The sequence below is a fragment of the Denitrificimonas caeni DSM 24390 genome, from assembly GCF_000421765.1.
Taxonomy (GTDB): domain Bacteria; phylum Pseudomonadota; class Gammaproteobacteria; order Pseudomonadales; family Pseudomonadaceae; genus Denitrificimonas; species Denitrificimonas caeni.
The window spans coordinates 535,146-561,319 of sequence record NZ_ATXQ01000001.1; the positions used below are offsets into that span (position 1 = coordinate 535,146).

Annotated in this window: 23 protein-coding genes and 2 pseudogenes; 12 read left to right on the plus strand and 13 right to left on the minus strand. The window is 49.5% G+C overall.

Annotation, left to right across the window (positions count from 1 at the left end; translation table 11 throughout):
* Positions 1-225: 225 nt before the first annotated feature.
* The 7 genes from H591_RS0102505 to H591_RS0102535 form a co-directional block, all read right to left on the minus strand.
* The gene (locus H591_RS0102505; protein WP_022965371.1) at positions 226-2,421 is read right to left on the minus strand and encodes an OsmC domain/YcaO domain-containing protein; all 2,196 of its coding nucleotides are present in this window, start codon (positions 2,419-2,421) and stop codon (positions 226-228) included.
* 108 nt (positions 2,422-2,529) lie between these two features.
* Complete coding sequence (locus H591_RS0102510; protein WP_022965372.1) at positions 2,530-2,952, minus strand: hypothetical protein; 423 nt, start codon at positions 2,950-2,952, stop codon at positions 2,530-2,532.
* Positions 2,953-3,086: 134 nt separating this feature from the next.
* Positions 3,087-3,800 carry an arsenical resistance protein ArsH gene (gene arsH, locus H591_RS0102515; RefSeq protein ID WP_022965373.1) on the minus strand — a complete coding sequence of 238 codons (714 nt, stop codon included), beginning with the start codon at positions 3,798-3,800 and terminating at the stop codon, positions 3,087-3,089.
* A 36-nt stretch (positions 3,801-3,836) separates the two neighbouring features.
* Positions 3,837-4,307 (minus strand): arsenate reductase ArsC, encoded by a 471-nt coding sequence (locus H591_RS0102520; protein ID WP_022965374.1) that lies wholly within the window; start codon positions 4,305-4,307, stop codon positions 3,837-3,839.
* Between the two features lie 15 nt (positions 4,308-4,322).
* A complete protein-coding gene (locus H591_RS0102525; RefSeq protein WP_022965375.1) occupies positions 4,323-5,606 on the minus strand; it encodes an arsenic transporter in 1,284 nt (427 codons plus the stop codon).
* Positions 5,607-5,642: 36 nt separating this feature from the next.
* On the minus strand, positions 5,643-5,993 hold the full coding sequence (locus H591_RS0102530) for a metalloregulator ArsR/SmtB family transcription factor (RefSeq protein WP_022965376.1): 351 nt from the start codon (positions 5,991-5,993) through the stop codon (positions 5,643-5,645).
* 228 nt (positions 5,994-6,221) lie between these two features.
* Positions 6,222-7,052 (minus strand): SDR family oxidoreductase, encoded by an 831-nt coding sequence (locus tag H591_RS0102535; protein WP_022965377.1) that lies wholly within the window; start codon positions 7,050-7,052, stop codon positions 6,222-6,224.
* A 140-nt stretch (positions 7,053-7,192) separates the two neighbouring features.
* On the opposite strand from H591_RS0102535, the gene H591_RS0102540 reads away from it, so the two are divergent.
* Positions 7,193-7,450, plus strand: coding sequence for a DUF2249 domain-containing protein (locus H591_RS0102540; RefSeq protein WP_022965378.1), 258 nt, complete (start codon positions 7,193-7,195; stop codon positions 7,448-7,450).
* A gap of 12 nt (positions 7,451-7,462) precedes the next feature.
* Here H591_RS0102540 and H591_RS0102545 read toward each other — a convergent pair whose 3' ends face one another.
* The 3 genes from H591_RS0102545 to ahpC form a co-directional block, all read right to left on the minus strand.
* Positions 7,463-8,158, minus strand: coding sequence for a spermine/spermidine synthase domain-containing protein (locus H591_RS0102545; RefSeq protein ID WP_022965379.1), 696 nt, complete (start codon positions 8,156-8,158; stop codon positions 7,463-7,465).
* A 477-nt stretch (positions 8,159-8,635) separates the two neighbouring features.
* On the minus strand, positions 8,636-10,189 hold the full coding sequence (gene ahpF, locus H591_RS0102550; RefSeq protein WP_022965380.1) for an alkyl hydroperoxide reductase subunit F: 1,554 nt from the start codon (positions 10,187-10,189) through the stop codon (positions 8,636-8,638).
* Positions 10,190-10,312: 123 nt separating this feature from the next.
* Positions 10,313-10,876 carry an alkyl hydroperoxide reductase subunit C gene (gene ahpC / locus H591_RS0102555; RefSeq protein WP_022965381.1) on the minus strand — a complete coding sequence of 188 codons (564 nt, stop codon included), beginning with the start codon at positions 10,874-10,876 and terminating at the stop codon, positions 10,313-10,315.
* A 282-nt stretch (positions 10,877-11,158) separates the two neighbouring features.
* Between ahpC and H591_RS0102560 the strand changes: the two genes are divergently transcribed.
* The gene (locus tag H591_RS0102560; protein ID WP_022965382.1) at positions 11,159-12,391 is read left to right on the plus strand and encodes a multifunctional CCA addition/repair protein; all 1,233 of its coding nucleotides are present in this window, start codon (positions 11,159-11,161) and stop codon (positions 12,389-12,391) included.
* 14 nt (positions 12,392-12,405) lie between these two features.
* Here H591_RS0102560 and H591_RS0102565 read toward each other — a convergent pair.
* Positions 12,406-12,642 (minus strand): annotated as a pseudogene (locus tag H591_RS0102565) (response regulator transcription factor); the annotation flags it as partial.
* Between the two features lie 118 nt (positions 12,643-12,760).
* Between H591_RS0102565 and H591_RS0102570 the strand changes: the two are divergent.
* The 5 genes and pseudogenes from H591_RS0102570 to H591_RS0102590 all read left to right on the plus strand — a co-directional run.
* A pseudogene (locus H591_RS0102570) lies at positions 12,761-13,027 on the plus strand (MBL fold metallo-hydrolase); the annotation flags it as partial.
* Positions 13,028-13,203: 176 nt separating this feature from the next.
* Positions 13,204-15,123, plus strand: coding sequence for an ATP-binding cassette domain-containing protein (locus H591_RS0102575; RefSeq protein ID WP_028244122.1), 1,920 nt, complete (start codon positions 13,204-13,206; stop codon positions 15,121-15,123).
* On the plus strand, positions 15,120-15,692 hold the full coding sequence (locus tag H591_RS14640; protein ID WP_022965386.1) for a mechanosensitive ion channel family protein: 573 nt from the start codon (positions 15,120-15,122) through the stop codon (positions 15,690-15,692). The genes H591_RS0102575 and H591_RS14640 overlap by 4 nt, the downstream gene beginning before the upstream one ends.
* Before the next feature lie 6 nt (positions 15,693-15,698).
* Positions 15,699-16,460 (plus strand): TerC family protein, encoded by a 762-nt coding sequence (locus H591_RS14645; protein WP_022965387.1) that lies wholly within the window; start codon positions 15,699-15,701, stop codon positions 16,458-16,460.
* Positions 16,461-16,528: 68 nt separating this feature from the next.
* Positions 16,529-17,014 carry a YaiI/YqxD family protein gene (locus H591_RS0102590; RefSeq protein WP_022965388.1) on the plus strand — a complete coding sequence of 162 codons (486 nt, stop codon included), beginning with the start codon at positions 16,529-16,531 and terminating at the stop codon, positions 17,012-17,014.
* Here the strand turns inward: H591_RS0102590 and H591_RS0102595 are convergent.
* Together H591_RS0102595 and elbB are read right to left on the minus strand one after the other, a co-directional pair.
* Entirely contained in the window at positions 17,003-17,467 is a 465-nt protein-coding gene (locus H591_RS0102595) for a thioesterase family protein (protein WP_022965389.1), read from the minus strand. The genes H591_RS0102590 and H591_RS0102595 overlap by 12 nt on opposite strands.
* 154 nt (positions 17,468-17,621) lie before the next feature.
* Entirely contained in the window at positions 17,622-18,275 is a 654-nt protein-coding gene (gene elbB, locus H591_RS0102600) for an isoprenoid biosynthesis glyoxalase ElbB (RefSeq protein ID WP_022965390.1), read from the minus strand.
* Positions 18,276-18,486: 211 nt separating this feature from the next.
* On the opposite strand from elbB, the gene H591_RS0102605 reads away from it, so the two are divergent.
* The 5 genes from H591_RS0102605 (at position 18,487) to H591_RS0102625 (ending at position 25,907) form a co-directional block, all read left to right on the plus strand.
* Positions 18,487-20,385 (plus strand): DNA topoisomerase III, encoded by a 1,899-nt coding sequence (locus tag H591_RS0102605; protein WP_022965391.1) that lies wholly within the window; start codon positions 18,487-18,489, stop codon positions 20,383-20,385.
* Positions 20,386-20,519: 134 nt separating this feature from the next.
* The gene (locus H591_RS0102610; RefSeq protein ID WP_022965392.1) at positions 20,520-20,990 is read left to right on the plus strand and encodes an FKBP-type peptidyl-prolyl cis-trans isomerase; all 471 of its coding nucleotides are present in this window, start codon (positions 20,520-20,522) and stop codon (positions 20,988-20,990) included.
* A gap of 44 nt (positions 20,991-21,034) precedes the next feature.
* Entirely contained in the window at positions 21,035-23,254 is a 2,220-nt protein-coding gene (locus H591_RS0102615) for a primosomal protein N' (RefSeq protein WP_022965393.1), read from the plus strand.
* 247 nt (positions 23,255-23,501) lie between these two features.
* Entirely contained in the window at positions 23,502-25,244 is a 1,743-nt protein-coding gene (gene argS, locus H591_RS0102620) for an arginine--tRNA ligase (protein ID WP_022965394.1), read from the plus strand.
* Complete coding sequence (locus H591_RS0102625) at positions 25,245-25,907, plus strand: SPOR domain-containing protein (RefSeq protein WP_022965395.1); 663 nt, start codon at positions 25,245-25,247, stop codon at positions 25,905-25,907. It begins immediately after the preceding gene.
* Positions 25,908-26,174 lie beyond the last annotated feature (267 nt).

The window sequence follows — 26,174 nt, forward strand, 5'->3', positions numbered from 1 at the left end:
TAGAGTTTGTTACGCTAAACAAGTGATCAACACTTGGCCGTCGCGGTTTTATCCATTTAAGCACAACTGCAAACGAATCAGTCAATAACATGACTGGTACTTAAGGGTTGCCTCTTCTAGACAGCAAAGTGGCATGTGTACAAACAAGCTGGCACTACAAACACAGCAAAGAGACAGCTAAAAAAGACACCTAAGAGGTGCCTTTTTGTGTTGCATAAAAACTGATCAGCCGGCGAAGCGCGCTCGTGCGGCATGCAGCTTTTTCAAGCTATCGAGCAAACGCAGATGTTTATCCAATCCCTCCAGCTTCATGCTGGTCGGTGTTAAACCGTAGAAGCGTACGCTGCCCGTGATCGAGCCAATGACCGCATCCATGCGCTCGTGACCAAACATCCGTCGAAAGTTCGGCTCGTAATCGTCCATATCCAAGTCATCATCCAGGGCGACTTCTAAAGCGGCGTTCATCGCCTGATAGAACAGTTCGCGCTCAACCGTGTTGTCGTTAAATTGTAGGAACTCTTCAACCAACTCTAAGGCTTCATCCAGCTGATTTAAAGCCAAATAAATCAGCAATTTAAGTTCCAAAATCGTCAGCTGACCCCAGACCGTGTTCTCATCAAACTCGACACCAATCAAGGTTTTAATATCGATGTAATGATCCAGCTCGCTTTCTTCTAAACGCTCAACCAAGGCTTTGAGTTCAGCTTGAGTCAGGCGATGCAGATTGAGAATATCTTCACGGAAAAACAGCGCTTTATTGGTGTTATCCCAAATCAAATCATCGATCGGATACACCTCGGAATAATCCGGTACTAGAATCCGGCAGGCGGTCGCACCGAGATGCTCAAACACCGCCATATAGACTTCTTTACCCATATCTTCGAGCAGGCCAAATAACAGTTCTGCTTCCTGCGCATTGCTGTTATTGCCGCCATCGGTGAAATCCCACTCGACAAAATCATAATCCGCTGTGGCACTAAAGAAACGCCACGACACCACGCCGCTGGAATCAATAAAGTGCTCCACCGAGTTATTGGGCTCAGTCACTGCATGGCTAGAGAAGGTCGGGCGCGCCAGATCATTCAAGCCTTCAAAACTGCGGCCTTGCAGCAACTCAGTCAGGGTGCGCTCCAGCGCCACTTCAAAGTTGGGATGCGCACCAAAGGAGGCAAATACACCGCCAGTGCGCGGATTCATCAGCGTCACGTTGATCACCGGAAACTGACCGCCCAAGGAGGCGTCTTTGACCAACACCGGAAAGCCTTGCTCTTCCAACGCTTGAATACCGGCCAGAATGCTGGGGTATTTGGCTAAGACCTCTTGCGGCACATCGGGCAGCGCGATTTCGCCTTCAATAATTTCACGCTTGACCGCGCGCTCAAAAATCTCCGACAGACACTGCACCTGCGCTTCAACCAGGGTATTACCAGCGCTCATACCGTTACTTAAGAAGAGGTTTTCAATCAGATTAGAGGGGAAAAACACCTCTTTACCATCAGACTGACGCACATAAGGTATCGAGCAAATACCACGCTCAATATTGCCCGAGTTGGTGTCGTATAAATGTGAACCGCGCAACTCGCCATCCGGGTTATAAATCGCCAAGCAATGTTCGTCGAGCAAACCCTCTGGTAACTCATCCTTAGGGCCTGGCTGAAACCAGCGTTCATTGGGGTAATGAACAAAGTCTGCATTAGCCAGCTCTTCACCCCAGAACTGGTCGTTGTAAAAGAAGTTGCAGTTCAGACGCTCAATAAACTCGCCCAAAGCTGAAGCCAGCGCGCTTTCTTTGGTTGCGCCCTTACCGTTGGTAAAACACAGTTGCGACTGCGAATCACGCACATGCAGCGACCAAACATTGGGCACAATATTGCGCCACGATGCGATTTCAACCTTCATGCCGAGATTGGCGAGAATTCCGGACATGGTAGCAATGGTTTTTTCCAGCGGCAGATCTTTACCGGCAATAAAAGTTTGGCTGTTTTCATCCACTGAAGTGCCCAACAACGCCTGTGCATCGGCGTCGAGGTTATCGACAATATCAATTACAAACTCAGGCCCAGTCTGTACCACGCGCTTGACTGTACAGCGGTCAATGGAGCGCAAAATGCCTTGGCGATCTTTATCAGATATATCGCTGGGCAACTCAACCTGTATTTTAAAAATCTGCTTATAGCGATCTTCTGGATCAACAATATTGTTCTGCGACAGGCGAATGTTTTCCGTTGGAATATCACGGGCTTGGCAGTACAGTTTTACAAAGTAAGCAGCACACAGCGCCGACGAGGCTAAAAAGTAATCAAAAGGACCCGGCGCTGAGCCGTCACCTTTGTAGCGAATCGGCTGATCAGCCACCACAGTAAAGTCATCGAACTTGGCTTCAAGACGCAAGTTGTCGAGAAAGTTAACCTTGATTTCCACAGCGAATCACCAGAATACAGAGCAAAAGAATGGCTGCTATTATCCAGTATTCCAGCAGGATGTGTTGCTAAATGTAGTTCTAAAAACCACCCTCAGCCATTTGCGCAATCACCTCACTACCTTTCTGCACGCAATAAACCACTTAGGCTGCATTGCATCAAAATCTGTTCGAACATTGCTGGGCAAATAGCTGGCTGAATCCAGCACTACTGGCTGCCCACCTACACGTTTAAACACCACCCAATGCCAAAAGTCTTTATCACCCTCACGGTGATGCTTGATCGACAACAGCGCCAAATCAGGCAGCGCATCCCAAGAGGTAAAGGGTATTTCATCCGCAGAAGTTGCAACCCCTGCACTGGCTAACATACGCCGTACATACTGGGTATCTGACCACAAGGATGTATCCATCGCATAAATACCCATGGCATTGGCGATGGCTTTCATCTGTGCATAGGTTTTACCGAGAATATTGGCCACCGCAGCAATACCACAGCCGGTGCTTTCTTCTTGAATGACTGGCTTCAACATTTAACTCACTCTATTCTCACTAAACTCTGCTCAATCATTGTCCCGCTGCCAGCAATATGATCGGCCAAAGCTATAACCCGTTAGTTAATAGTTGTCTCAGCTCTAATTTGATCACTCTGAGCAAAGCTCATGGATCAAATCGAACGCTGATTAACCCGCTGCGATAATTCTTGCGCAGACTCTTTGCGCTCAGAATAACGATCCACCAGATAATCCTGACGATCACGCAACAATAAGGTGAACTTCAGCAACTCTTCCATCACATCAACAATGCGGTCGTAATAAGGTGACGGCTGCATACGGTCATTGTCATCAAACTCAGTAAAGGCTTTCGGCACTGAAGACTGATTAGGGATGGTAAACATGCGCATCCAACGCCCTAAAGCACGCAGTTGATTGACCACATTAAAGGACTGCGAACCACCACAGACCTGCATCACCGCCAAGGTTTTACCCTGAGTCGGACGCACCGCGCCCATACTCAACGGAACCCAATCAATCTGCGCTTTAAATACCGCACTCATAGCACCATGCCGCTCCGGCGAACACCAGACCTGACCTTCCGACCATTGCATCAACTCACGTAGTTCAACCACTTTAGGATGGGTTGGCTCTACATCATCCGGCAAAGGCAAACCCGATGGATTAAAAATACGAGTTTCTGCACCAAAGGTTTCTAACAAACGCGCCGCTTCTTGCACCACTAAACGGCTAAAAGAGCGCTGACGAGTAGAACCGTATAACAATAAAATACGTGGCTTATGCGCAGACTGCTGTGCTGGTTGTAACTGTTCCAGCGCCGGAATACTCAATGAATCAGCACTGATATTAGGTAAATCTTCGTACATGAAAGTGTGCTCTTCTAATCTTGTTATTAATCACTGTTACAACCGACCGATACGGTCCAACTCAATGCTTAACTCAGTGCCCTTTAAAGTCGCAAGCGGTAAAGCAAAAAATGCCTGTACCCGTTCGGCAATCTTAGCAAGGCACTGATCAAAGGCGGCTTGTATCTCGGCCTCAGAACCGGTCAGCGCAGATGGGTCAACTAACCCCCAGTGCGCTTTCAACACCGTACCAAAATACAAGGGGCACGCCTCACCCGCCGCGTTATCACAGACAGTAATCACGATATTCGGTGGGTTCTGTGCAAAAGCATCTGAAGCTTTACTGCTTAAACCTTCCGTTGCAATCCCTGCATCTGCCAGAGTTTGCAAGGCTCGCGGATTCACTCGACCACTAGGATGACTGCCAGAGCTGACAGCCAAAAAGCCGGCCGGTGCCAAATGATTAAATAACGCCTCAGACAAAATACTGCGACAACTGTTGTGCGTGCACATAAATAAAACCTTCAAAACGCACTCCTTTAATTAAAAACTTAGGCGAATCGCTAAAGCACTGAGGGTCGCCAACAACACCGGCAACGTCAGCACTACACCGACCTTAAAATAATAACCCCAGCTGATTTTGATGTTTTTACGCGCCAATACATGCAGCCACAGCAAAGTTGCCAAGCTACCAATTGGGGTGATTTTCGGCCCCAAGTCGGCACCAATCACATTGGCATAGATCATCGCCTGCTGAATAACCCCATCGACACCAGCCGCATCTATCGACAATGCACCAACCAATACCGTGGGCATATTATTCATTATGGAGGACAACACAGCAGTGAGCAGACCGGTACCCAGAGTGGCCGTCCACAAGCCTTGCGCGGCAAAGATATTTAACAGTTGGGCAATATAATCGGTGAGCCCGGCATTTTTTAAGCCATAAACCACCAAATACATTCCTAACGAAAACACCACTACTTGCCACGGCGCTTCCTTGAGTACTTTAGTGGTGCTAATAACCTGACCACGGGCAGCGATTAAATACAGTAATACGGCGCACACCGCGGCAATCACACTGATCGGCACACCAAGCGGTTCAATCACAAAAAAGCCCACCAGCAATAAGCCCAACACCCACCAACCAGCCACAAAAGTAGCATGATCACGGATCGCCTCTTTTGGTTGTTTCAACTCATTCAGAGCATAAGTGGCTGGCACATCTTTACGGAAAAACCAAAGCAACATCGCCAAGCTAGCCGCGATACTGACAAAGTTCACTGGCACCATCACTGCTGCGTACTCATTAAAAGTGAGGTTAAAGTAATCCGCAGAAACGATATTGACCAGATTCGACACCACAAAGGGCAAGCTCGCGGTATCGGCAATAAAGCCTGCAGCCATGACAAAAGCCAAGGTGGCCGCCGGAGAAAATCGCAGCGCCAACAGCATGGTAATCACAATGGGCGTAATAATTAACGCGGCACCATCATTGGCAAATAACGCCGACACCGCAGCGCCCAACAGCACAATAAAGGCAAACAATTTACGCCCACTGCCTCCCCCCCAACGCGCCACATGCAATGCTGCCCACTCAAAAAAGCCTGCTTCATCGAGCAGCAAGCTGATAATAATAATGGCAATAAAGGTGGCCGTAGCATTCCAGACAATTTGCCAAACCAAGGCAATATCCGCCAACTCAACCACACCACAGAGCAAGGCCAACAGCGCACCAAAAGAGGCACTCCAACCTACCCCGAGCCCACGCGGTTGCCAAATAACCAACACAATCGTAATCAGAAAAATCAGCAACGCGATCAGCATGAGCAACACTCAGTCCGTGGAAATAGTTGAAAGGATTTAGTTACACACAGGTTGGTTGAGCGGCCCACGAGGCATAGCTTGTAAGCGCTGCAGATCATCCGCTAACCACTGCTGATTAGCAGCGAGGGTTTGCTGCAGAATGTTCAGCACCCAAACCGGCAACTGCGGATGCAAACGGTAATACACCCACTGCCCTTGGCGGCGATCCAGCAATACACCTGTACTGCGCAACAAGGATAAATGCCGCGAAATCTTCGGCTGACTTTCCTGCAAGCTTTCGGTCAACTCACACACACAAAGTTCACCAGCGCTGGCAAGCAATAAGGCAATCCGCAACCGCGTATCATCAGCAAGACTTTTAAAAACCTCAGTAGGCGTGAGTTGCATGCAGAAAGTCCTTCTAGAGTCGGGCAGTGAAACCAAGATTGAGCGGCAAGCAGAGAAGCTTATGCGTTGAACCATATATATGGTAAAATAAATATACGGATTTACGAATACTATGTAAATGAAAGAGAAAGATACTTAGGGAAAGTTTGCATTAACTGAGTATAGAAAAGTAATCAATAGCATTGAGGCTCTCGGGCGACCTTAGCTAAACCGGCCGCCCGCTCCAACTTACAAGCCAAAGGTCTCTTTTACTTTCTCTTCGAATGCCTTGTCATCCATGCTTTTGCGCATGGGCACAAACAGTTCCGCTTCCTTGCCAACTTCAACAGCAATATCACTCGCTTCATTCTCGATAATACTTTTCACAGCCTGCGCGATAGGCAGTGGATCAGGGCCTTCATTGATGGCCTGAGCCACAATCGGAGCGAAGTGAGCTACCAACTCTTTATAAGGCGAGTCTGCACTGGTGGTCTTGCTGTTAGCGACCAACCCTTTTTTCACGAAGTTGGTGCCAAACAAGCCTGCGAGGACAGAGTGCACTCTGATACCAAAGGGTGCCAATTCAAAGCGCAACGAATCAGTAATGCCCTCGACAGCATATTTACTAGCATTGTAGTGCGACAATAAAGGCAAGCCCATCTTCCCAAGAAAGGAGGAAATATTAATGATCACACCACTTTGCGCTTGACGCATATGTGGCAGCACTGCTCTGGTCATCTTAATCAAGCCAAAGACATTGACATCGAACTGCTGGAATATTTCCTCATCCGTGCCTTCTTCCAGCGTCGCAAGAAGCCCGAAACCGGCATTATTTACCAAAACGTCGATCTTCCCTTCCTTGGCCATGACATGTTCGACAGCCTTTTGAATGGACGCTGTATCCTGCACATCGAGGGTCACAGTATTCACTTTAACGCCGCGCTTTTCTGCCTCATCCAGCAATTCCTGGCTGGCATTTCTCACTCCGGCATATACGTTATAGCCGTGTTCAGCCAGCAACAATGCGGTTTCCTTGCCCATACCGGACGTCGCGCCAGTGATCAAGACTGTCTTATTCATGGTGTGATCCTCTTCTTAGATAGTACTGGTTACCCAGTGAGCATAACCCTATCCGCGTACCGCGCAATTAACCCTAATCAAGGCATCCCAAACGCAAGCGTTTTACTCTCGCTAAAGGTTTATCCACTAGAGGATTTCACGTGAACACGCCGACTGCAGAACTCAGTTACACCAGCTATCCCTTTGACGCTCGTGCTATTGCGCACCGTTTTCGCCATTCCGCTATTTTTGGTGCACTGGATGCGCTCAATCCAGGTGAAGCGATGCGTTTTGTTAATGACCATGATCCGCTGCCGCTGCTCAATCAAATGCAGCAGCGCTATGGCGAGCGGGTCAAAGTCATTTATCAGCAGCGTGAACCGGGCGCGATTGTGATTGATTTTGTTGTGGTGGCGTAGACTTCAACTTGGTTAGGCTAGCGACGAACGCCAAGGCTTTTTTGCTAGAAAAATGGTGTGCCTGCTGCCTTTACCAGGTCTAGCTCGGACGGTGCGCACGCTGACGACGAATCCGGCTTTTTTAAGCTGGATCACGAACATTGAATCTGCGCCAGCCGACCACACGGCTAACATCCCTTCAGGGCGTAAACTGTCATATAAGGCTTCTATACCGTCGGTGGAATATAGCCAATTATTATTGCTGTGGGTAATGCCTTCTGGGCCATTATCGACATCCAGCAAAATCGCATCAAAAGCCGGCTCCTGCATTTTGATCAATTCGGCAATATCACCTAAGCGCACATGGCAGCGCGGATCTGCCAATGGCCGGCCAGCACACTCACCGAGCGGGCCTTGATTCCATTCCAGAACTTCTGGAATAAGCTCAGCCACAGTCACCCGTGAGTTTGCCGTCACGCAGGCTAGCGCTGCGGCCAAGGTATAACCCATCCCCAAGCCGCCCACCAAGACTTCTGCATTGTCTTTATTTTGAATATGAGCACAGCCAAGTTTGGCCAACTCCTGCTCGGAATTATAAACCCCGCTATTCATTAACTCGCCACGCACGCCGGACAGCCGAATAGAAAACTCATTTTCGCGGCGATACAAAGTCAGCTCGCCGCCATTGTTGGGAATGATCGCTGTTGCGAGTTTGTTTAAAGACTTCATGTTGGCTCGTCATAGTTAGAGGTGTTAAAGGATTGGGCACGGTGAAATCATTTGCTAGCACAGGCTAAAAACACGCAGATGATCCGGCATACAAGAACTTGCACAGCATGATGCCTGCTGCTTTTCAGAGCAGACTATAACGTAATGTTTTCAAAGCGTTTTAGGAAAACTCTGAATAACTACCTGCGTTGTCAGGACGTTGTTAAAAACCAGCTCACAATCTTTAGATTGAACGTGCTTTAGCAAGGCCCCGAGGGGGGGGGGGAGCGAAGCGAATAAAATGCTCATTTACTCGTTTTATAGAAATAAAACTGCACAGATTAAGGAGCGCAGCGACAACTTGCGCTAATGCACGCTGAGTCGTCTAGAGTATTTTGCTAGACTGCCCAACAAACAAAAAACGCCCGATGCAACTTAATGCATCGGGCGTTTTATTGTAGCGCTGCCACACTCGAGGTGTCTGCAGCGTCTTATCTATTACGAACGGATGATATGATCAAAAGCACTCAGTGACGCTTTTGAACCTTCGCCCATGGCAATAATGATCTGCTTGTAAGGCACTGTCGTCACATCACCTGCAGCAAACACACCAGGAATACTGGTTGCACAGCGTGCGTCAATTTCGATCTCACCATGCTTGGACAAGGCAACCGAGTCTTTCAACCACTCAGTGTTTGGCAATAAGCCAATCTGCACAAAGATACCTTCCAGCTCAACCGTGTGCAGCTCTTCGGTGGTGCGATCTTTGTAAATCAAGCCAGTCACTTTGCTGCCATCACCGATCACTTCTGTGGTCATAGCACTCTTAATCACAGTGACGTTCGGTAAACTTTTGAGTTTTTTCTGCAGCACTTCATCAGCGCGCAGAGTGTCAGCAAACTCAAGCAAGGTCACATGCCTCACCAAGCCAGCTAAGTCAATCGCGGCTTCAACACCTGAGTTACCACCACCAATGACTGCTACACGTTTGCCTTTGTACAAAGGACCGTCACAGTGTGGACAGTAAGCCACACCACGGGTGCGGTACTCTTGCTCACCAGGTACGTTCATTTCGCGCCAGCGCGCACCGGTCGACAGAATCACAGTTTTAGCTTTTAAGCTGGCACCGGACTCAAACTCAACGGTGTGCAAACCGCCCTGCTCTGTTGCTGGGACTAAACGGCTCGCCGTTTGTAGGTTCATCACATCGATATCGTATTCATGCACATGCTGTTCCATGGCGCGAACCAGCTTTGGACCTTCAGTTTCTGTGACAGAGATAAAGTTCTCAATCGACATGGTATCCAAAACCTGACCACCGAAACGCTGCGCGGCAACACCGGTACGAATACCTTTACGTGCTGCGTAAATCGCTGCTGCTGCGCCAGCTGGGCCGCCACCAATCACTAACACATCAAACGCATCTTTTTCATTGAGCTTAGCCGCATCACGGGCAACACTGCCGGTGTCGACTTTAGCGAGAATTTCTGCAACGTCCATGCGGCCTTGACCAAACATTTCGCCGTTGAGGAAAATCATCGGTACAGACATCACTTGACGCTGTTCAACTTCGTCTTGGAACAGTGCGCCATCAATTGCCACGTGACGAATATTTGGATTAAGCACCGCCATTAAGTTTAGCGCTTGCACTACATCTGGGCAGTTCTGGCAAGACAATGAGAAGTAGGTTTCAAAATTAAACTCGCCTTCTAAATTGGCAATCTGCTCAATTACATCTTGCCCCAGCTTCGATGGGTGTCCGCCAACTTGCAGTAGCGCCAACACCAATGAAGTGAACTCGTGACCCATTGGGATACCCGCAAAGCGCAAGCTGATCTCACCATTAATACGGTTTAAAGAAAACGAAGGTTTACGCGCATCATCACCGTCAGTACGCAGGGTGATTTTGTCGCTCATGCCGGCAATTTCTTCCAGCAAGTTTTGCAATTCTGTTGATTTGGCACTTCCGTCAAGGGACGCAACGATTTCAAACGGCTGCGTCACCTTCTCTAGGTAAGCCTTGAGTTGTGCTGTTAAATTAGCGTCCAACATGATTGATGTACTCCAAATCCTGATTTTTGAATGTAAAACGCCCGAGCGGTGTGCGCCCGGGCGTCGGGCTTACCGAGTTGGATCACAACCTAGCAAGCAGAGATAAAAGGTAAGGAGTGATCCTTAAATTTTACCTACTAAGTCTAGTGAAGGAGACAATGTTGCTTCGCCTTCTTTCCACTTAGCTGGGCACACTTCACCTGGGTGAGCTGCCACGTACTGTGCTGCTTTAACTTTACGCAATAATTCTTGTGCGTCACGACCAACACCACCGGCGTTGATTTCAACGATTTGAATTTTACCGTCTGGATCGATTACGAATGTACCGCGATCTGCCAGGCCAGCTTCTTCAATCATCACACCGAAGTTACGGGTGATTGCGCCAGTTGGGTCACCAATCATTGGGTATTGGATCTTGCCAATTTCTGGTGAAGTGTCGTGCCATGCTTTGTGAGTGAAATGGGTATCAGTTGATACTGAATAGATTTCTACACCAAGCTTTTTGAATGTTTCGTAGTTGTCAGCTAAGTCGCCAAGCTCTGTTGGGCAAACAAAGGTGAAGTCTGCTGGGTAGAAGAACACTACAGACCATTTGCCTTTCATGTCTGCTTCAGTCACTTCGATGAAGTCACCGTTGTGGAATGCAGTTGCTTTAAACGCTTTTACTTCGCTATTAATGTAAGACATTTAATAATTCCTCTGTGGGTTAAGAACTTTACGGGATTAATAATAGGTCATTCTGATGATTAGGTATAATTGATTGATAACATGACTTCGATAGCTTTTATCAATCACAACATTTACCTCTCCAATCAACAATCTTTATCACAGCCCTGATTGCGAATAACCATCGACTCAGCAGTAGATACAAATACAGCTACCGAGTTCAGCCATACAACACCGCAATCAGCACAGAATACTCATTTACAGGTATTCTTGCCGCAACAGTTATTTAAGGTATGTCTCTGTATGCAAATTTTCAAGGTCGGTGGCGCAGTGCGCGATCAACTATTAGGTCGCACAGTGGTAGATGTCGACTGGGTGGTGGTCGGTGCAACCCCTGAGCAAATGCGCGCACAAGGCTTTCGTCCAGTGGGCGATGATTTCCCTGTGTTTCTGCACCCTACCAGTGGGGAAGAATATGCCTTGGCACGCACTGAGCGCAAAAGCGGTCATGGCTATGGCGGTTTTGTTTTTCATACCAGTCCGGACGTCAGCTTAGAAGAAGATTTACTACGCCGTGACCTTACCGTGAACGCCATGGCGCAAGCCGATGACGGTACTTTATTTGATCCTTACGGCGGACAAGCTGATCTCGCGGCACGAGTGCTACGCCATGTTTCACCGGCTTTTGCTGAAGACCCACTGCGTGTACTGCGGGTCGCGCGTTTTGCCGCACGTTATGCTTATTTAGGTTTTAGCGTTGCCAGCGAGACATTAGCGCTGATGCGGACATTGGCTGAATCCGGTGAACTCGCGCATTTAACTGCCGAACGGGTCTGGCAAGAGTTTGCACGGGCATTGATGGAAGACAATCCTGAGATTTTTATTCAAGTGCTGCGCGATTGCGGTGCTTTAAAAGCATTGCTGCCGGAAGTAGATGCCTTATTTGGCGTACCACAGCCGGCTGAGCATCACCCTGAAATCGATACGGGTGTACACATACTCAGTGTCTTACAACAATGTGCGCGTTTTAAGCAAAGCTTGAATATTCGCTGGGCCTGTTTGCTACATGACTTAGGTAAAGGCACTACTGATCCTGCCGAGTGGCCACGGCATATTGCCCATGAAACACGCGGTTTAGCTTTAATTAAGAAAGTGAATAAGCGTTTGAAAACGCCGAATGACTGCGCTGAGTTAGCCCTACTAGTTGGCGAATATCACACCCATGCCCACCGTGCTTTGGAGTTGCGCCCAGAAACTTTACTGAAACTGTTAATGAGCTTCGACATCATGCGTCGCCCACAACGCTTTGATGATTTTGTCAGCGCCAGCGAGATGGATTCACGCGGACGTTTAGGCCTTGAAGACCGTTTATACCCGCAAGCTGATTACTTGCGCCAAGCTGCCGCAGTGGTGCGCGCGGTCAATGTGAAACCGCTGCTGGAGCAAGGTCTGCAAGGCGCAGAACTCGGTCTAGCGCTGAATGCGCAACGCTTACTGGCGCTGCAACGTTATGTCGCAGCAGCACGGGCAATCTAGGCTGCAAGATTGGCTTAGTTATGCTCCGCTAGGGCGCGCAACTTCAGCGGATCAACCAAGCCTGCAGCAATCGCCATGCCGACTAAATCGGGCAACGTCTGCGCCTGCATGTGTTTCATCACTCTGGAGCGATAGAGATCAACAGTTTTTACACTGATACCCAACTGCTCGGCCACTTCGCGATTAGTATAACCTTGCACCAGCGGCAGCAGCACATCGTGCTCACGCGGCGTAAGACTGGCAATGCGCTGCAACACCAGGGAAACTGGAAAAGAAGCAGCCCCAGCATAAGGCTGAAACGTGCTTCACAACTCCACACCCCTTGCTCATCGGCGGCTTGCCAGCCTTTTGTGTTGAGCTCATTGAAGGTTGCAGCACGATGAGCTCAATCGTATTAATTTGGGTTGCCGTGCTTTATTAGTACAAGAAGATGGGCGCAATATTTTAATTGAAACGGGTATCGGTGCGTTTTTCTCACCGCAAATGAAAGAGCGTTTTGGCGTGCAAGAAAGCCATCACGTGCTACTCGACAGCCTTGCTGCGCAGGGTTTAACCCATGAAGATATTGATATTGTGCTGCTCACGCACTTGCACTTTGACCACGCTGGCGGCTTACTGTCTGCTTGGCAGGAAGGGGCGTTTTAGTATCGACAATGCCCAACCTGCTGCGCAGAAACTGGCCCGCTAAGTTAGACAAATCAATCAAGCTGGGGAGTCGTAGCACAGGCTACCCAGTCTATTGCGCCACAACAGCAACTAAATATCTCTCAGCCCATATTGGTAACCGCGGCGAAACTGCTAAACTGCGCCGCATGATACGAATCTCAGAACTGACCTTACAACGTGGCCCACTTCGCTTACTGGAAAATGCAGAATTAACCCTGCACCCAGGGCATAAAGTCGGCTTAATTGGTGCCAATGGCGCTGGCAAATCCAGTCTCTTCGCTTTGCTGCGTGGCCAACTGCATCCTGATGCTGGCGATTGTGCATTGCCGGCGAACTGGCGCATTGCGCATATGCGCCAAGAAATCGATGCCCCCAATCAGAGCGCGATTGATTATGTTTTGGATGGCGACACGCACTTGCGCGCCATTCAGCAACAATTGGCCAAGGCTGAAGAGTTGCACGACGGCGCCGAGCTCGGCCGTTTACACGCAGAACTGGACAGCGCTGACGCCTATACTGCCGATGCCCGTGCGCGTAAATTACTTGCAGGCCTGGGCTTTCTCGAAGAGCAGATGGAAAACCAGGTCAATAGTTTTTCCGGTGGCTGGCGCATGCGTTTAAATCTGGCGCAAGCGTTAATGTGTCCATCGGATTTATTGCTGCTCGATGAGCCGACTAACCACTTGGATCTGGATGCCATTCTCTGGTTGGAAGGTTGGCTGCAAAACTATGCTGGCACTTTATTGCTGATCTCGCATGACCGTGATTTTCTCGATGCGGTGGTCGGCCATATTGTCCACGTCGATCAGCAAAAACTAACTCTGTATCGCGGCGGCTACACGGCCTTTGAGCGCGCGCGCGCTGAACGCATCATGCAACAGCAGCAAGCCTTCGAAAAGCAACAAGCGCAACGTGCGCACATGGAAGACTTTATCCGCCGTTTTAAAGCCAAAGCCAGTAAAGCTAAGCAAGCACAAAGCCGCGTTAAAGCCTTGGAGCGCATGGAAGAATTATCCGCTGCGCACTTTGATTCGCCCTTTAATTTTGTGTTTCGCGAAGCCGACAAAGTCTCCAGTCCGCTGCTCGATCTGGATCAGGCCACGCTGGGTTATAGCACTGAGCAAGCTATTTTAAGCAAGGTGAAACTGCAGCTGGTGCCCGGTGCGCGGATTGCGTTACTCGGCCCCAATGGGGCCGGTAAATCAACCCTGATCAAAAGCATCATGAACGATTTACCACTGCTAGCGGGCAAGTTGACCTGTGGTGAAAACCTAGTGATTGGCTATTTTGCTCAGCATCAGCTGGATTCGCTCGACCCCAAAGCCAGCCCTTTACTGCACGTACAGCGCATTGCACCGACTGAGCGCGAACAAGTCTTACGCGACTTTTTAGGGGGTTTTGATTTCCGCGGTAAACGTTGCGACGAGCCGGTGGTGAATTTCTCTGGCGGTGAAAAGGCGCGCTTAGCCTTAGCACTGATTGCCTGGGGCAAACCCAATCTATTGCTGCTTGATGAGCCGACCAACCACCTTGATTTAGAAATGCGTCAAGCCTTGAGTATGGCACTGCAAGACTTCTCCGGCGCACTGTTGCTGGTATCCCACGACCGCCATTTAATTAAAAGCACAGTTGACGATCTGTATCTAGTGGCCGAAGGCCGCGTACAAGAATTTGAGGGTGATCTTGAGGATTACAGCAAATGGCTCAGCGACTACCGCCTGCGCCAGCTGCAACCGAGCATCAGTAGCAACGAAGTCAGTGTCGATAAAACCGATAAGCGTGCCCAACGGCAAGCGGCAGCGGCATTGCGCCAGCAGTTGGCGCCCTTGCGCAAACAGGCTGATCAACTAGAAAAACAATTGGATACGCTGCACAAAAAGCTAACGGCTTTAGAAACTGTTTTAGCGGATAACAGTCTCTATGAACAGGCACAAAAAGAGCAGCTCAAGCAGCACCTGAGCACACAAAGTGAACTGCTGCAACAACAAGCACAGCTAGAAGAAACTTGGCTTAACAGCCTAGAAGAATTGGAAGCACTGCAAAGTAAACTTGAGGCTAATCTATGAAACAGTGGTTTGAGCAGTGGGCAGTAGACTGGTTTAGCTTACTGATTCCTGGCGCACAAATTCTCATCATCGCATTGGCGGCATGGTTGTTACAGCGCTTACTGGCACGTGGTTTAACCAGCCTTGCCGGACGCTACAATATGCCGCCCAGTATGCTTTTACCATTACGCGGTGCCATTCGCTGGCTGGTGATTGGTAGCGCCTTTATGCTGATTTTAGAGCGTTTTGGCGTATCCGCTAGTGTGCTGTGGACCGCACTCACTGGTTTTGTCGCCGTTGCAGCAGTTGCCTTCTTTGCGGTTTGGAGCGTGCTCTCTAATTTATTCTGTGCTGCACTGATCTTTACCGTGGGGCCTTTTCGTCTCGGCGATCGCGTGGAAGTCTTGGAAAGCGCAGAAAAACCAGGTGTACGCGGTCGCGTGGTCACCATTAATATGTTGTACACAACCTTAGAGGATCTCAGCGAAGGCAACCAAGGTGCCCTATTACAAATCCCCAACAGCTTGTTTTTCCAGAAAATTATCCGGCGCTGGCGTGGTCCAGAGCTTCCTCAACCTTTAGAGAAATAACCTCTTATGGAATGGCTGACAAGTCCAGAAATCTGGATTGCTTTTCTTACCCTCACGGCCTTAGAAATCGTTTTGGGTATCGACAATATTATTTTCATTTCAATTCTAGTCAGTCGTCTGCCGGCTCACCAGCAAGCCAAAGGGCGCTTCATTGGCTTAAGTCTGGCGATGGGCACACGCATTTTGCTGTTGCTGTCGATCACCTGGATTATGCGCCTCACCACCGATCTGTTTGAGATCATGGGACAAGGCTTCTCTGGTCGTGATTTGATTCTGCTGTTCGGTGGTTTATTCCTGTTATTCAAGAGCACGGTGGAAATCTGGCACAGTGTCGAGGGTGAAGAAGCGGCCGCACAAGGTGTCGGAGTTAAGGCCGGTTTTATTAGCGTGATTCTGCAAATAGCCGTGATTGATATTATTTTCTCGTTAGACTCGGTGATTACTGCGGTAGGTTTAGTCCAGCATGTGCCCGTTATGATTGCTGCGATTATGATTTCTATCGTGGTAATGATGCTGGCCGCCAGCACTATCAGTGAATTTATTGAGAAACACCCGTCATTAAAAGTGTTGGCCTTATCCTTCTTAATCGTCGTGGGTACCTTGTTGATCGCTGAAGCCTTTGGCGTGCATGTACCGAAAGGCTATATCTACTTTGCCATGGCGTTCTCATTGGGCGTAGAAGCACTCAATATTAAGATGCGTAACGCGATGAAAAACAAACGCGCATTGCAAGCCGCTGAGCAAGCGCAGCAAGACTCAACCCCATAGAGCAAGCCGCGTCATAACAACCCCCTCAGCGCTTCACTGCGCTGAGGCTCTACACAGGAGTGATTTGTATGCGCGTCTGGATTGATGCCGATGCCTGCCCACGTTTAGCCCGTGACCAAGTAATAAAATTCGCCTTAAAACGCAATTTCTCGGTGATCTTAGTCGCCGGGCAAGCACAGCCGCGACCTAACTTTGCATGCGTGCAACTGATTGTCGTACCCAGCGGCCCAGATGCGGCAGATGATTACATTGTCGAGAATGCCACCGCCAATGAGTTGGTGATTTGCAGTGATATTCCACTAGCTGATCGCTTATTGAAGAAACAGGCCATTGCCTTAGATCCGCGTGGTAATGAATTTACCGAACGCAACATGGGCGATCGTTTAGCCATGCGCAATTTGTTTACTGATCTGCGTGATCAAGGACAGATGTCTGGCGGCCAGCGCGGCTATGACGAGCGTGACAAGCAAGCCTTTGCTAATGCTTTAGACCGTATTCTCACGCGCTTAGCCAAACTGCCAAGCGACGCTGCAACGGACTCATCAACCGACTAAATAGGTACCGGTGCTCACCGCAATTAAATAGCCATCATCATTGTGTAATTCGGTGCGCACCACCGCGACTTTATTACCGGCTCGCAATAGCGTCGAAACCGCATCAAAGCGTTTGCCGCGCCCTGGACGCAAATAATCAACGCGCATATCAATGGTGCCGAGCTTGGACAAACTCATCATCCGCTCCACCGCTGGCAACTCCGGCAAACGTTGAAAAGCCCCAATCAATGCCATTGCCCCGCCTGCCACATCGAGAATCGAAGCAATCACGCCGCCGTGCAAAATACCTTGAATATGATTACCGATTAACTCTTCACGCATCGATACATGCATGCAGACTTTTTCAGTGGACAATGAATCCACCTGAATACCGACCAAATGATTAAAAGGAATTTGATCGAAAAAATACTGCGCCGCTTGCAGCAATTCGGGAGCCAGCTCTGTTGCACTCATGAGGGATTAATCCTGCGTCTGTTGCTCGATAATCGCGGCGTAACCACACACTCGCGTTTCCAGCACTCTTTTTATTGTTGAATAAAATATCTAAACGCGTGCTCAGTCATCTGCGCCAGCGGCACAACAATGACTCAGCACACGTCGCAGGGCATTAAGCCATAGCTAAAACCTGTTCGACAAGTTTATGAATACCTTTCGCCGCCTCACTGATCGATTGCGCCAACATATAAGCAGGCGTGGTCACCAAGCGGTTTTTCTCATCAACCACGATACCGCCCACTGCGCAGTCTTGATGCACGCCACCCATCTGCGTAATCGCCGCAGCGGTATCAGCATCATCACCAATGGTGCAGCGCACGCCTTCAGCAAAAATCTTGGCGGATAAAACTGGTGAGATACAGATCAAACCGACCGGCTTGTGCGCAGATTTAAACTGCAAAATCGCCTGCAACGTATCTTCTTGCACCCTGCAGTCAGCACCCTTAAAGGCAAAGTCAGATAGATTTTTCGCCACGCCAAAACCACCGGGCAAAATCACCGCATCAAAGTCTGCCGCTTTCAGCTCGCGAATATTGCGTGACTTGCCACGGGTAATTCGCGCTGACTCAACTAAAACATTGCGCTGTTCAGGCATTTCCTCACCGGTAAGATGATTGAGCACGTGATGCTGATTTATATCTGGAGCAAAATACTCAACCTGTGCGCCTAACTGATCTAAGCTCAACGCCGTTAGCACGGTTTCGTTAATTTCCGCGCCATCAAAAACACCGCATCCCGATAAGATGATTGCTACTTTCTTATTCATGACGCTCTCCTCATGTATTTAAATATTGGCTTTATTCATACCACGCGACACGGCGATACGCCAATGCGATTGATGTCGTGCAAGCCGAGGATTGAGTCTGCGGGTTGCAGCAAGACAAAACTTAAAAGCCGTCTATCCTTAGGAAAACGCTAACAAGCCAATATACTGCTACAGATTTGTCTGTCTTCGCTCTTATCCATGGAACACTCAAGTGATTGTATACATAGCTGAAAAGCCCAGCGTCGGTCGCGCCGTAGCGGCGGTTTTACCTAAACCGCACCAGCAAGGTGAAGGTTTTATTAAAGTGGCCAGCGGTGATGTGGTGACCTGGTGCGTTGGCCATTTACTTGAGCAAGCAGAGCCAGAAGTTTATAACCCTGAGTATAAAAAGTGGCGCAAAGAGCACTTACCTATTATTCCAACCCAATGGCAGCATCAGGTTAAAGCGGCAACCCGCAAGCAGTTAGCTGTGGTGAAAAAGCTGATTAAGCAAGCCGATGTATTGGTCAACATGGGCGATCCGGATAGAGTTGGCCAAATTCTCGTGGATGAAGTGATCAATTACAGCGGCGTGTCTAAAGCCAAGCGTATGGCGGCGCAGCGCTGCTTAATCAGCGACATGAACCCTGATGCAATCAAACGCTCACTCAATGATCTGCGGCGTAATAGCGACTTTATTCCGCTGGCAACTTCGGCTCTGGCACGCGCCCGAGCTGACTGGCTGTACGGGATTAACATGACCCGCCTGTGTACTTTGCAAGGACAAGCATCGGGTTATCAGGGCGTGCTCTCGGTGGGGCGTGTGCAAACACCAATTCTCGGCTTAGTGGTGCACCGTGATCTAGAGATTGAAAACTTTGTCAGCAAACCCTTCTATGAAGTTTTTATTGAACTGCAAACCGACAACCAGCAAACCTATAGCGCTAAATGGCAGCCCAGCGCCGCTTGCGAGCCGTATACAGATGAAGATGGCCGCGTGTTGCTAAAAAAGTTAGCACAAACTGTACTGAACAAAGTATTGAATCAACCAGGGCAAGTCGTGGCGGTCACTGAAAGTGTGAAAAAACAAGCGGCCCCTCTGCCCTACAACTTGTCTTCATTGCAAATCGACGCCGCCAAGCGCTTTAACTTTAATGCGCAAAAGACCTTAGACATCTGCCAAAAACTTTACGAAACCCACAAACTGCTGACCTATCCTCGCTCTGACTGCCGCTACTTACCGCAAGGCCACTACCACGACAAAGAGTCAGTCAGCCAAGCCATTGCGCACAGCTGCCCCGCGCTCAGTCAAGCGGTAGCAAATGCTGACCTTGCCCTCAACTCTAAAGCCTGGGATGACAGCAAAGTCAGCGCGCACCACGCCATCATTCCCACCCGGCGTAAACTCGATAGCGGTCGTTTAAGCGCTGATGAGCAAAAAATCTATGAACTGGTGGCACGGCAATACCTGATGCAGTTTTACCCACCCTTCATCTTTCAAGAAAAACAAATTGATAGCGAAGTGGCCGGCGGCTTATTTATCAGTCGGCAAAAAGAAGTGCTGAGCAAAGGCTGGAAAGCGCTATTGCCTGAACGCAAAAGCAATACAGAGGATCATGAGTTCTCTGCGCTTAAACTGCCTAATCTAGTCAAAGGCGACAACCTGCTCTGTATCGACGGCCGACTGGATGAAAAACAAACCAGTCCACCTAAGCACTTTACCGATGCCAGCTTACTGGCAGCAATGACCGGTATTGCGCGCTATGTGTCTGACCCCGAGATTAAAAAAGTCCTACGTGACACCGACGGTCTCGGCACCGAAGCCACCCGAGCAGGGATTATTGAATTGCTATTTAAGCGAGGTTTCCTGAGCAAACAAGGCAAAGAAATCCATGCCACTGAAGTGGGCCGCCGTTTGATCTTGTCCTTGCCTGAAGTGATGGCCTTACCTGACATGACCGCGCACTGGGAATCACAACTGGAAGCCATTGCCCAAAAGCGCATGAGCTACAACGAGTTTATGACGCCGATGCTCGCTGGATTGCAGCAACTGGTGGAACACGTTGGCCAGATCCGATTTACTGGACTGCAAGGTCAGGGTAAGGCTCGGCGTAGAACGAAAAAAAGGTAAAGCTGTGCTCTACAGCAGGCTAACGCTCCACAAAAAGAGCTGAAGCGCCTAGTCTAAAACTCAATCCATCTATTTCCACCCAGAAAACAGGCCAGTGCTAGAATAGAAAAAACCACACTTTATTAGGACAAATAATGAAATTTGTTATTTTGGCTGTCGCTATTGCACTCATCGCTTTCTACTTTATTAAAAATGCCAAAGATAAAAAGGCATCTTTGCAAAACATCGAGATAGGAAACAGCTTTTTAACCGCCAATAAAGCTAACCCTGGCGTAGTAGAAACAGCCTCCGGTTTGCAGTATCAAATAGTAAAGAAAGGCGATGGCAGTGTTCACCCAAGCGCCAACTCCACAGTAAAAGTGCATTACCATGGCACCCTGTTAGACGGTACTGTCTTCGATAGCTCAGTCGAGCGTAATGAGCCGATTAGTTTTCCGCTAAATCGCGTGATAAAAGGATGGACAGAAGGCCTTCAACTAATGGTTGCTGGCGATACATTTAAATTTTTCATTCCTTCTGATCTGGCTTACGGCAACGCTGCCACTGGAAAAATAAAGCCCGGTTCTGTGCTGATTTTTGAAGTCGATCTTTTAGAAGTCCAATAATGTTAGTGCGCTAAAATAGCCCCATCAAGCTTAAGGATGTCCTTGTGTCCGAACTCTATTTACGTATTGCCTTGCCGTCACCGCTACGCCGGTTGTTTGATTACCGTGCGCCAACGCAAGTGTCGGTTAGTGCATGGCAGCCCGGTGTGCGCGTGCGCGTGCCGTTTGGCCGACGTGAATTAGTCGGGATATTGGTCGAAACCGCAAGCACAACCAATGTGCCCGCCAATAAGCTTAAAGATGCGCTAGCCGTGCTCGATCAGCAGCCGTTATTGCCGCCAAGCATTATGCGTCTGTGCATTTGGACCGCGCAGTATTATCAACACAGTTTAGGCGACACCTTTAGCTGGGCGTTGCCCGCACTGCTGCGTCAAGGCGAGCCCGCTGAGGCGCGCCAGCAAAGAATGTGGCTGGCCAAGCTGCCATTGCAGTTGGATGACCCACTGCTCACCCGTGCGCCTCGGCAACTCCAAGCCTTGCAGGTGTTAGCCCAGCACAATCAAGGCATTGCCCATGAACGCCTAGAGCAATTCGGTATCAGTAAAGACAGTGTCAGCGCGTTACTGGGTAAAGGTTTGGTGACGGAGCAAATACGCCAACTGCAAGATTTGCCACATAAAACCCCCAGCCTTGCGCAACCTGAACTGCCGCTCAATGATGAACAGCAAGCGGCTTTTAATGCCATCCATGCCAACAATCAAGAATACAAAGCTTATTTGTTAGCTGGCGTGACTGGCAGCGGTAAAACTGAAGTGTATTTGCAGTTGATCCGTGAGGCATTGGCTGCAGGCAAGCAAGTGCTGGTGTTGATTCCAGAAATCAATTTAGGGCCACAAACCCTTGAACGTTTTACCAAACGTTTTAATGCGCGCATTGCCTTACTGCATTCCAACGTCAATGACCGCGAACGTTTAGAAGCTTGGTTGGCCGCGCGCTCAGGGCATGCCGATATTATTATCGGGACGCGCTCAGCCTTGTTTACTCCACTAAAAAGACTCGGCCTGATCATCATTGATGAAGAGCACGATGCCTCCTATAAACAGCAAGAAGGCCTACGCTACCATGCCCGTGATCTAGCCTTGGTACGGGCACGCGCAGCCAATGTGCCGATTGTTTTAGGCTCAGCCACGCCCTGTTTAGAAAGCTTACATAACGCCCACAACGGTCGCTTTGCCTTATTGCGCTTAACCAAGCGCGCTGGCGGCGCCAGTCAACCCAAGTTTATTCGTTTAGATGTGCGCAGCTTGCCATTGGATTCAGGCATCAGCGCGCCACTGCAAAAAGAAATTCGCAAAACCCTAGAAGCCGGCCAGCAAGTTTTAGTCTTTCTCAATCGGCGTGGTTTTGCGCCGGTATTAATGTGCAATGACTGCGGCTGGATGAGCCAATGCTCTGAATGCGATGCGCGCCTGACCTTTCACCAGCGCTATAACGAGCTGCGCTGCCACCACTGCGGCCATATAGAAGCGCGCCCGCATCAGTGCCCGCAATGCAGCAAAGTTGATTTACGCCCCATCGGTGCGGGTACTGAGCGTGCGGAAGAACGCCTGCAAATTTTATTCCCCGACACGCCCGTGCTGCGCATTGACCGTGACAGCACCTCACGCAAAGGCTCGATGGATGCTTTATTAACCCAGATTGGCAGCGGCGAGCCGTGCATTATGATTGGCACGCAAATGCTCGCTAAAGGGCATCACTTTCCACGAGTGACCTTGGTGGCTATTTTAAATGCCGATGGTGGTTTATTTTCCGCAGACTTTCGCGCCAGCGAAAAAATGGCGCAACTGATTGTGCAAGTAGCCGGTCGTGCGGGCCGCGCCAGTGATCTGGGCCGAGTGATTATTCAAAGTCAGCTGGCCGACCATCCTTTGTTGGTGCAACTCAGCGAGCAAGGTTATTTTGCCTTTGCTGAGCAAGCGCTGAGCGAGCGCCGCGCCACCGGTTTGCCACCTTTCAGTCACTTAGCACTGCTGCGCGCCGATGCGCTAAAAGAAGAATTGGCTGATGTTTTTTTAGAAGATGCCTACAGCATTGCCGAACAACTGCTTGAACAATTAAAGATTGAAGGGGTTGAACTGCTGGGTCCCATCACCTCGCCAATGGAGCGTCGTGCCGGGCGGTATCGCGCGCAACTGCTGCTGCAGGCCAATAGTCGCGCCCAGCTGCACCGTTTATTAACACCTTTATGCAACAACTTAGAAAACCTGCCAAGTGCGCGGCAGAGCCGTTGGTCACTGGATGTTGACCCCATCGATTTATTTTAAAGCACGCCGGATGACGCTTGGCGCTTGAAGCAAGCGCACTTGGCGTCGATAATAGACCGTTTAGGAAGCGCTGAATAATTACCTACGTTGTCAGGTCGTTGTTAAAAATCAGCTTAAAATGCTCATTTACTATCTGTAAACTGCGCTTTTTCGCTGATTTGTGCCTAGCCCTGACTGCCTCGCTAACATTACTCAGTGCTTCCTTTATTAAGCGATTATTCGCGACTTGCCTTCGTTAAGAGAAATTATGAAAGACAGTATCCGCAGTTTAATTCAACACGCAGTCAATCAACTGACCAGCGAAGGCATCCTTCCAGAAGGGCTTGAGGCCAATATTCAAGTCGAAAACACGCGGGATAAAAGCCACGGTGATTTCGCCAGCAATATCGCCATGATGTTGGCTAAACCAGCAAAAATGAAGCCTCGCGATCTGGCCGAGTTATTGATTAAAGCATTGCCGTCTGATCCACAAGTCAGCGAAGTGGTGATTGCTGGACCTGGTTTTCTAAACTTTTTCCAAAACCATGCAGCGCTAGCACAACGTTTAGACCAAGCCTTAAGCGACACCCTGATCGGTGTACCCCAGCAGCAACCTGCACAACGTGTAGTGGTGGATTTATCTTCACCTAACCTTGCGAAAGAAATGCACGTTGGCCATTTACGCTCAACTATTATCGGTGATGCCGTTGCGCGCGTGTTAGAGCTGCTCGGCCATGAGGTGATTCGTCAAAACCACGTCGGCGACTGGGGCACTCAGTTCGGTATGTTATTGGCGTATTTACAAGAAAACCCCAGCGCCCAAGAAACACAGCTGTCGGATTTAGAAGAGTTTTACCGCGCTTCAAAACAACGCTTTGATGAGTCACCTGAGTTTGCCGAGCGGGCACGTGCGCTCGTAGTTAAACTGCAAGCCGGTGATCCAGAGTGCTTACGTTTGTGGAAACAGTTTAATGATGTTTCATTGCAGCATTGCCAACAGCTCTACGACCGCTTGGGCGTTAAGCTGAGCATGCAAGATGTGCGCGGTGAAAGTTCCTACAATGCGGATTTAGCCAATATCGTGGAGAGCCTCCGCGATAAAGGTCTACTGACAGAAAGCGAAGGCGCGCAGTGCGTTTTCTTAGATGAATTCAAAAACGCCGAAGACAACCCCTTACCGGTGATTGTGCAAAAAGCTGGCGGTGGCTATTTGTATGCCACCACTGATTTAGCGGCGATGCGTTATCGCAGCCAAACGCTGCACGCCGATCGTGCGTTGTATTTCGTTGATCAGCGCCAAGCCCTGCACTTTCAAATGGTCTTTGCCGTAGCGCGTCGCGCTGAATTTGTCAGTCCAACCATGCAACTGGAGCATATGGGCTTTGGCACCATGAACGGCCCAGATGGCCGTCCCTTCAAAACCCGTGATGGCGGCACCGTCAAGCTGATTGATTTGCTCAACGAAGCAGAACAACGTGCTTATGCTTTGGTGAAAGAGAAAAACCCAGAATTAGCTGACAGCGAACTGCATAGCATTGCCCAAGCCGTTGGCATTGGTGCGGTGAAATATGCTGACTTAAGTAAGCATCGCAGCAGTGATTACAGCTTTAACTTTGAGCAAATGCTCAGTTTTGAAGGCAACACTGCGCCTTACTTATTGTATGCCTACACCCGTGTTGCCAGCGTATTTAGACGTACTGATTTAGATATGAACGGCGAACTGCCGGGCAGTATTGTCTTAGCCAGCGAAGCCGAACAAGTGCTGGCCGCGACGCTGCAGCGCTACAGTGAAGTGCTGTATAACATCGCCGAAAAAGGTACGCCGCACATTCTCTGCACCTATTTGTATGAGTTGGCCGGCCAATTTTCTAGCTTTTATGAGCACTGTCCTATTCTATCGGCAGATGATGAAGCCACTCGCCACAGCCGCTTACGTCTAGCTGCGCTGACCGGTCGCACCCTAAAGCAGGGCCTTGAGTTGCTCGGTCTAAAAACCTTGGAGCGTATGTAAATGGCTCCACGTAAAAAAGCTGCTCCGAAAAGAGGCGCAAGCCGCTATCAAGCGCCAGCAAATAAACCTATACACCCATTGGCTTGGGTGTTTGGCGGTTTAATCCTTGGTATTTTCGTGATGTCTTTGCTCAAGCTCGAACCGGGTAATGATGCAATTAAGCGTGAAAAGCCTGTGGCCGCCAATAAAAAGCCCGCAGCGAAACCGAAAAAAGAAGCGCCAACAAACAAGCCAAAGTTTGAGTTTTATACTTTGCTGTCTGAATCAGAAGTGATTGTGCCAGCCGAAGCGCTACCTGAGAAAACCCCGCCACCACCGAGTAAAACGGAAGTTGAGGCGGCTAAGAAAGCCGATGCCGCACGTGCGCAAGCCATTCTTGACGGCAAAACACCACCTGCGCCGGCGGTAAAAGCTGCAGCGAAAACCCAATTTTATCTGCAGGCAGGCTCTTTCCCAGAGCGAGCTAAAGCTGAAAGTGTCCGCGCACAACTGCTGCTCAGCGGCCAAGATGTGCACATTGAATCTGGACAAGTATCCGACAAAACCTGGCATCGCGTTTTAGTTGGGCCTTTTGTCAGCCGTGAACAACTGGCGGTCGCACAACAGCAACTGGCTAAAAACGGCTTTAACAATCTGCTCTTACAGCAACGTAAAGGCCGCTAATCTCTGCTTACTAGGGCGTATCTGGGAGCGCGGGCGACTCGCCCGCAAAGGCCTAGCGTAGGCCCACAGTCTACTTTGCACCCTTCAGCACAGCATTTATGCTGCATTGCTAGCGCCATTGTGGATAACGTACCTCGCTAATGCGACTCTTCCCTCAACGAGCCTTCCTGGCTCGATTCGGGCGCTGCGCCATCCATGGCTACGCTTGCCGCCGCACTAGCGAGGCACTGATTGATCATTAGTGTCGTTAGCGCGATTTGCTCACGC

Bases quoted from the DNA above. Each gene is read 5' to 3' on its own strand.
- ahpF (WP_022965380.1), bottom strand. From the start codon at position 10,189: ATGTTGGACGCTAATTTAACAGCACAACTCAAGGCTTACCTAGAGAAG.
- arsH (WP_022965373.1), bottom strand. From the start codon at position 3,800: ATGTACGAAGATTTACCTAATATCAGTGCTGATTCATTGAGTATTCCG.
- H591_RS14645 (WP_022965387.1), top strand. From the start codon at position 15,699: ATGGAATGGCTGACAAGTCCAGAAATCTGGATTGCTTTTCTTACCCTC.
- H591_RS0102590 (WP_022965388.1), top strand. From the start codon at position 16,529: ATGCGCGTCTGGATTGATGCCGATGCCTGCCCACGTTTAGCCCGTGAC.
- H591_RS0102510 (WP_022965372.1), bottom strand. From the start codon at position 2,952: ATGTTGAAGCCAGTCATTCAAGAAGAAAGCACCGGCTGTGGTATTGCT.
- H591_RS0102545 (WP_022965379.1), bottom strand. From the start codon at position 8,158: ATGAAGTCTTTAAACAAACTCGCAACAGCGATCATTCCCAACAATGGC.
- H591_RS0102595 (WP_022965389.1), bottom strand. From the start codon at position 17,467: ATGAGTGCAACAGAGCTGGCTCCCGAATTGCTGCAAGCGGCGCAGTAT.
- H591_RS0102535 (WP_022965377.1), bottom strand. From the start codon at position 7,052: ATGAATAAGACAGTCTTGATCACTGGCGCGACGTCCGGTATGGGCAAG.
- elbB (WP_022965390.1), bottom strand. From the start codon at position 18,275: ATGAATAAGAAAGTAGCAATCATCTTATCGGGATGCGGTGTTTTTGAT.
- H591_RS0102525 (WP_022965375.1), bottom strand. From the start codon at position 5,606: ATGCTGATCGCGTTGCTGATTTTTCTGATTACGATTGTGTTGGTTATT.
- H591_RS0102575 (WP_028244122.1), top strand. From the start codon at position 13,204: ATGATACGAATCTCAGAACTGACCTTACAACGTGGCCCACTTCGCTTA.
- H591_RS0102610 (WP_022965392.1), top strand. From the start codon at position 20,520: ATGAAATTTGTTATTTTGGCTGTCGCTATTGCACTCATCGCTTTCTAC.
- H591_RS14640 (WP_022965386.1), top strand. From the start codon at position 15,120: ATGAAACAGTGGTTTGAGCAGTGGGCAGTAGACTGGTTTAGCTTACTG.
- argS (WP_022965394.1), top strand. From the start codon at position 23,502: ATGAAAGACAGTATCCGCAGTTTAATTCAACACGCAGTCAATCAACTG.
- H591_RS0102560 (WP_022965382.1), top strand. From the start codon at position 11,159: ATGCAAATTTTCAAGGTCGGTGGCGCAGTGCGCGATCAACTATTAGGT.
- H591_RS0102530 (WP_022965376.1), bottom strand. From the start codon at position 5,993: ATGCAACTCACGCCTACTGAGGTTTTTAAAAGTCTTGCTGATGATACG.
- ahpC (WP_022965381.1), bottom strand. From the start codon at position 10,876: ATGTCTTACATTAATAGCGAAGTAAAAGCGTTTAAAGCAACTGCATTC.
- H591_RS0102625 (WP_022965395.1), top strand. From the start codon at position 25,245: ATGGCTCCACGTAAAAAAGCTGCTCCGAAAAGAGGCGCAAGCCGCTAT.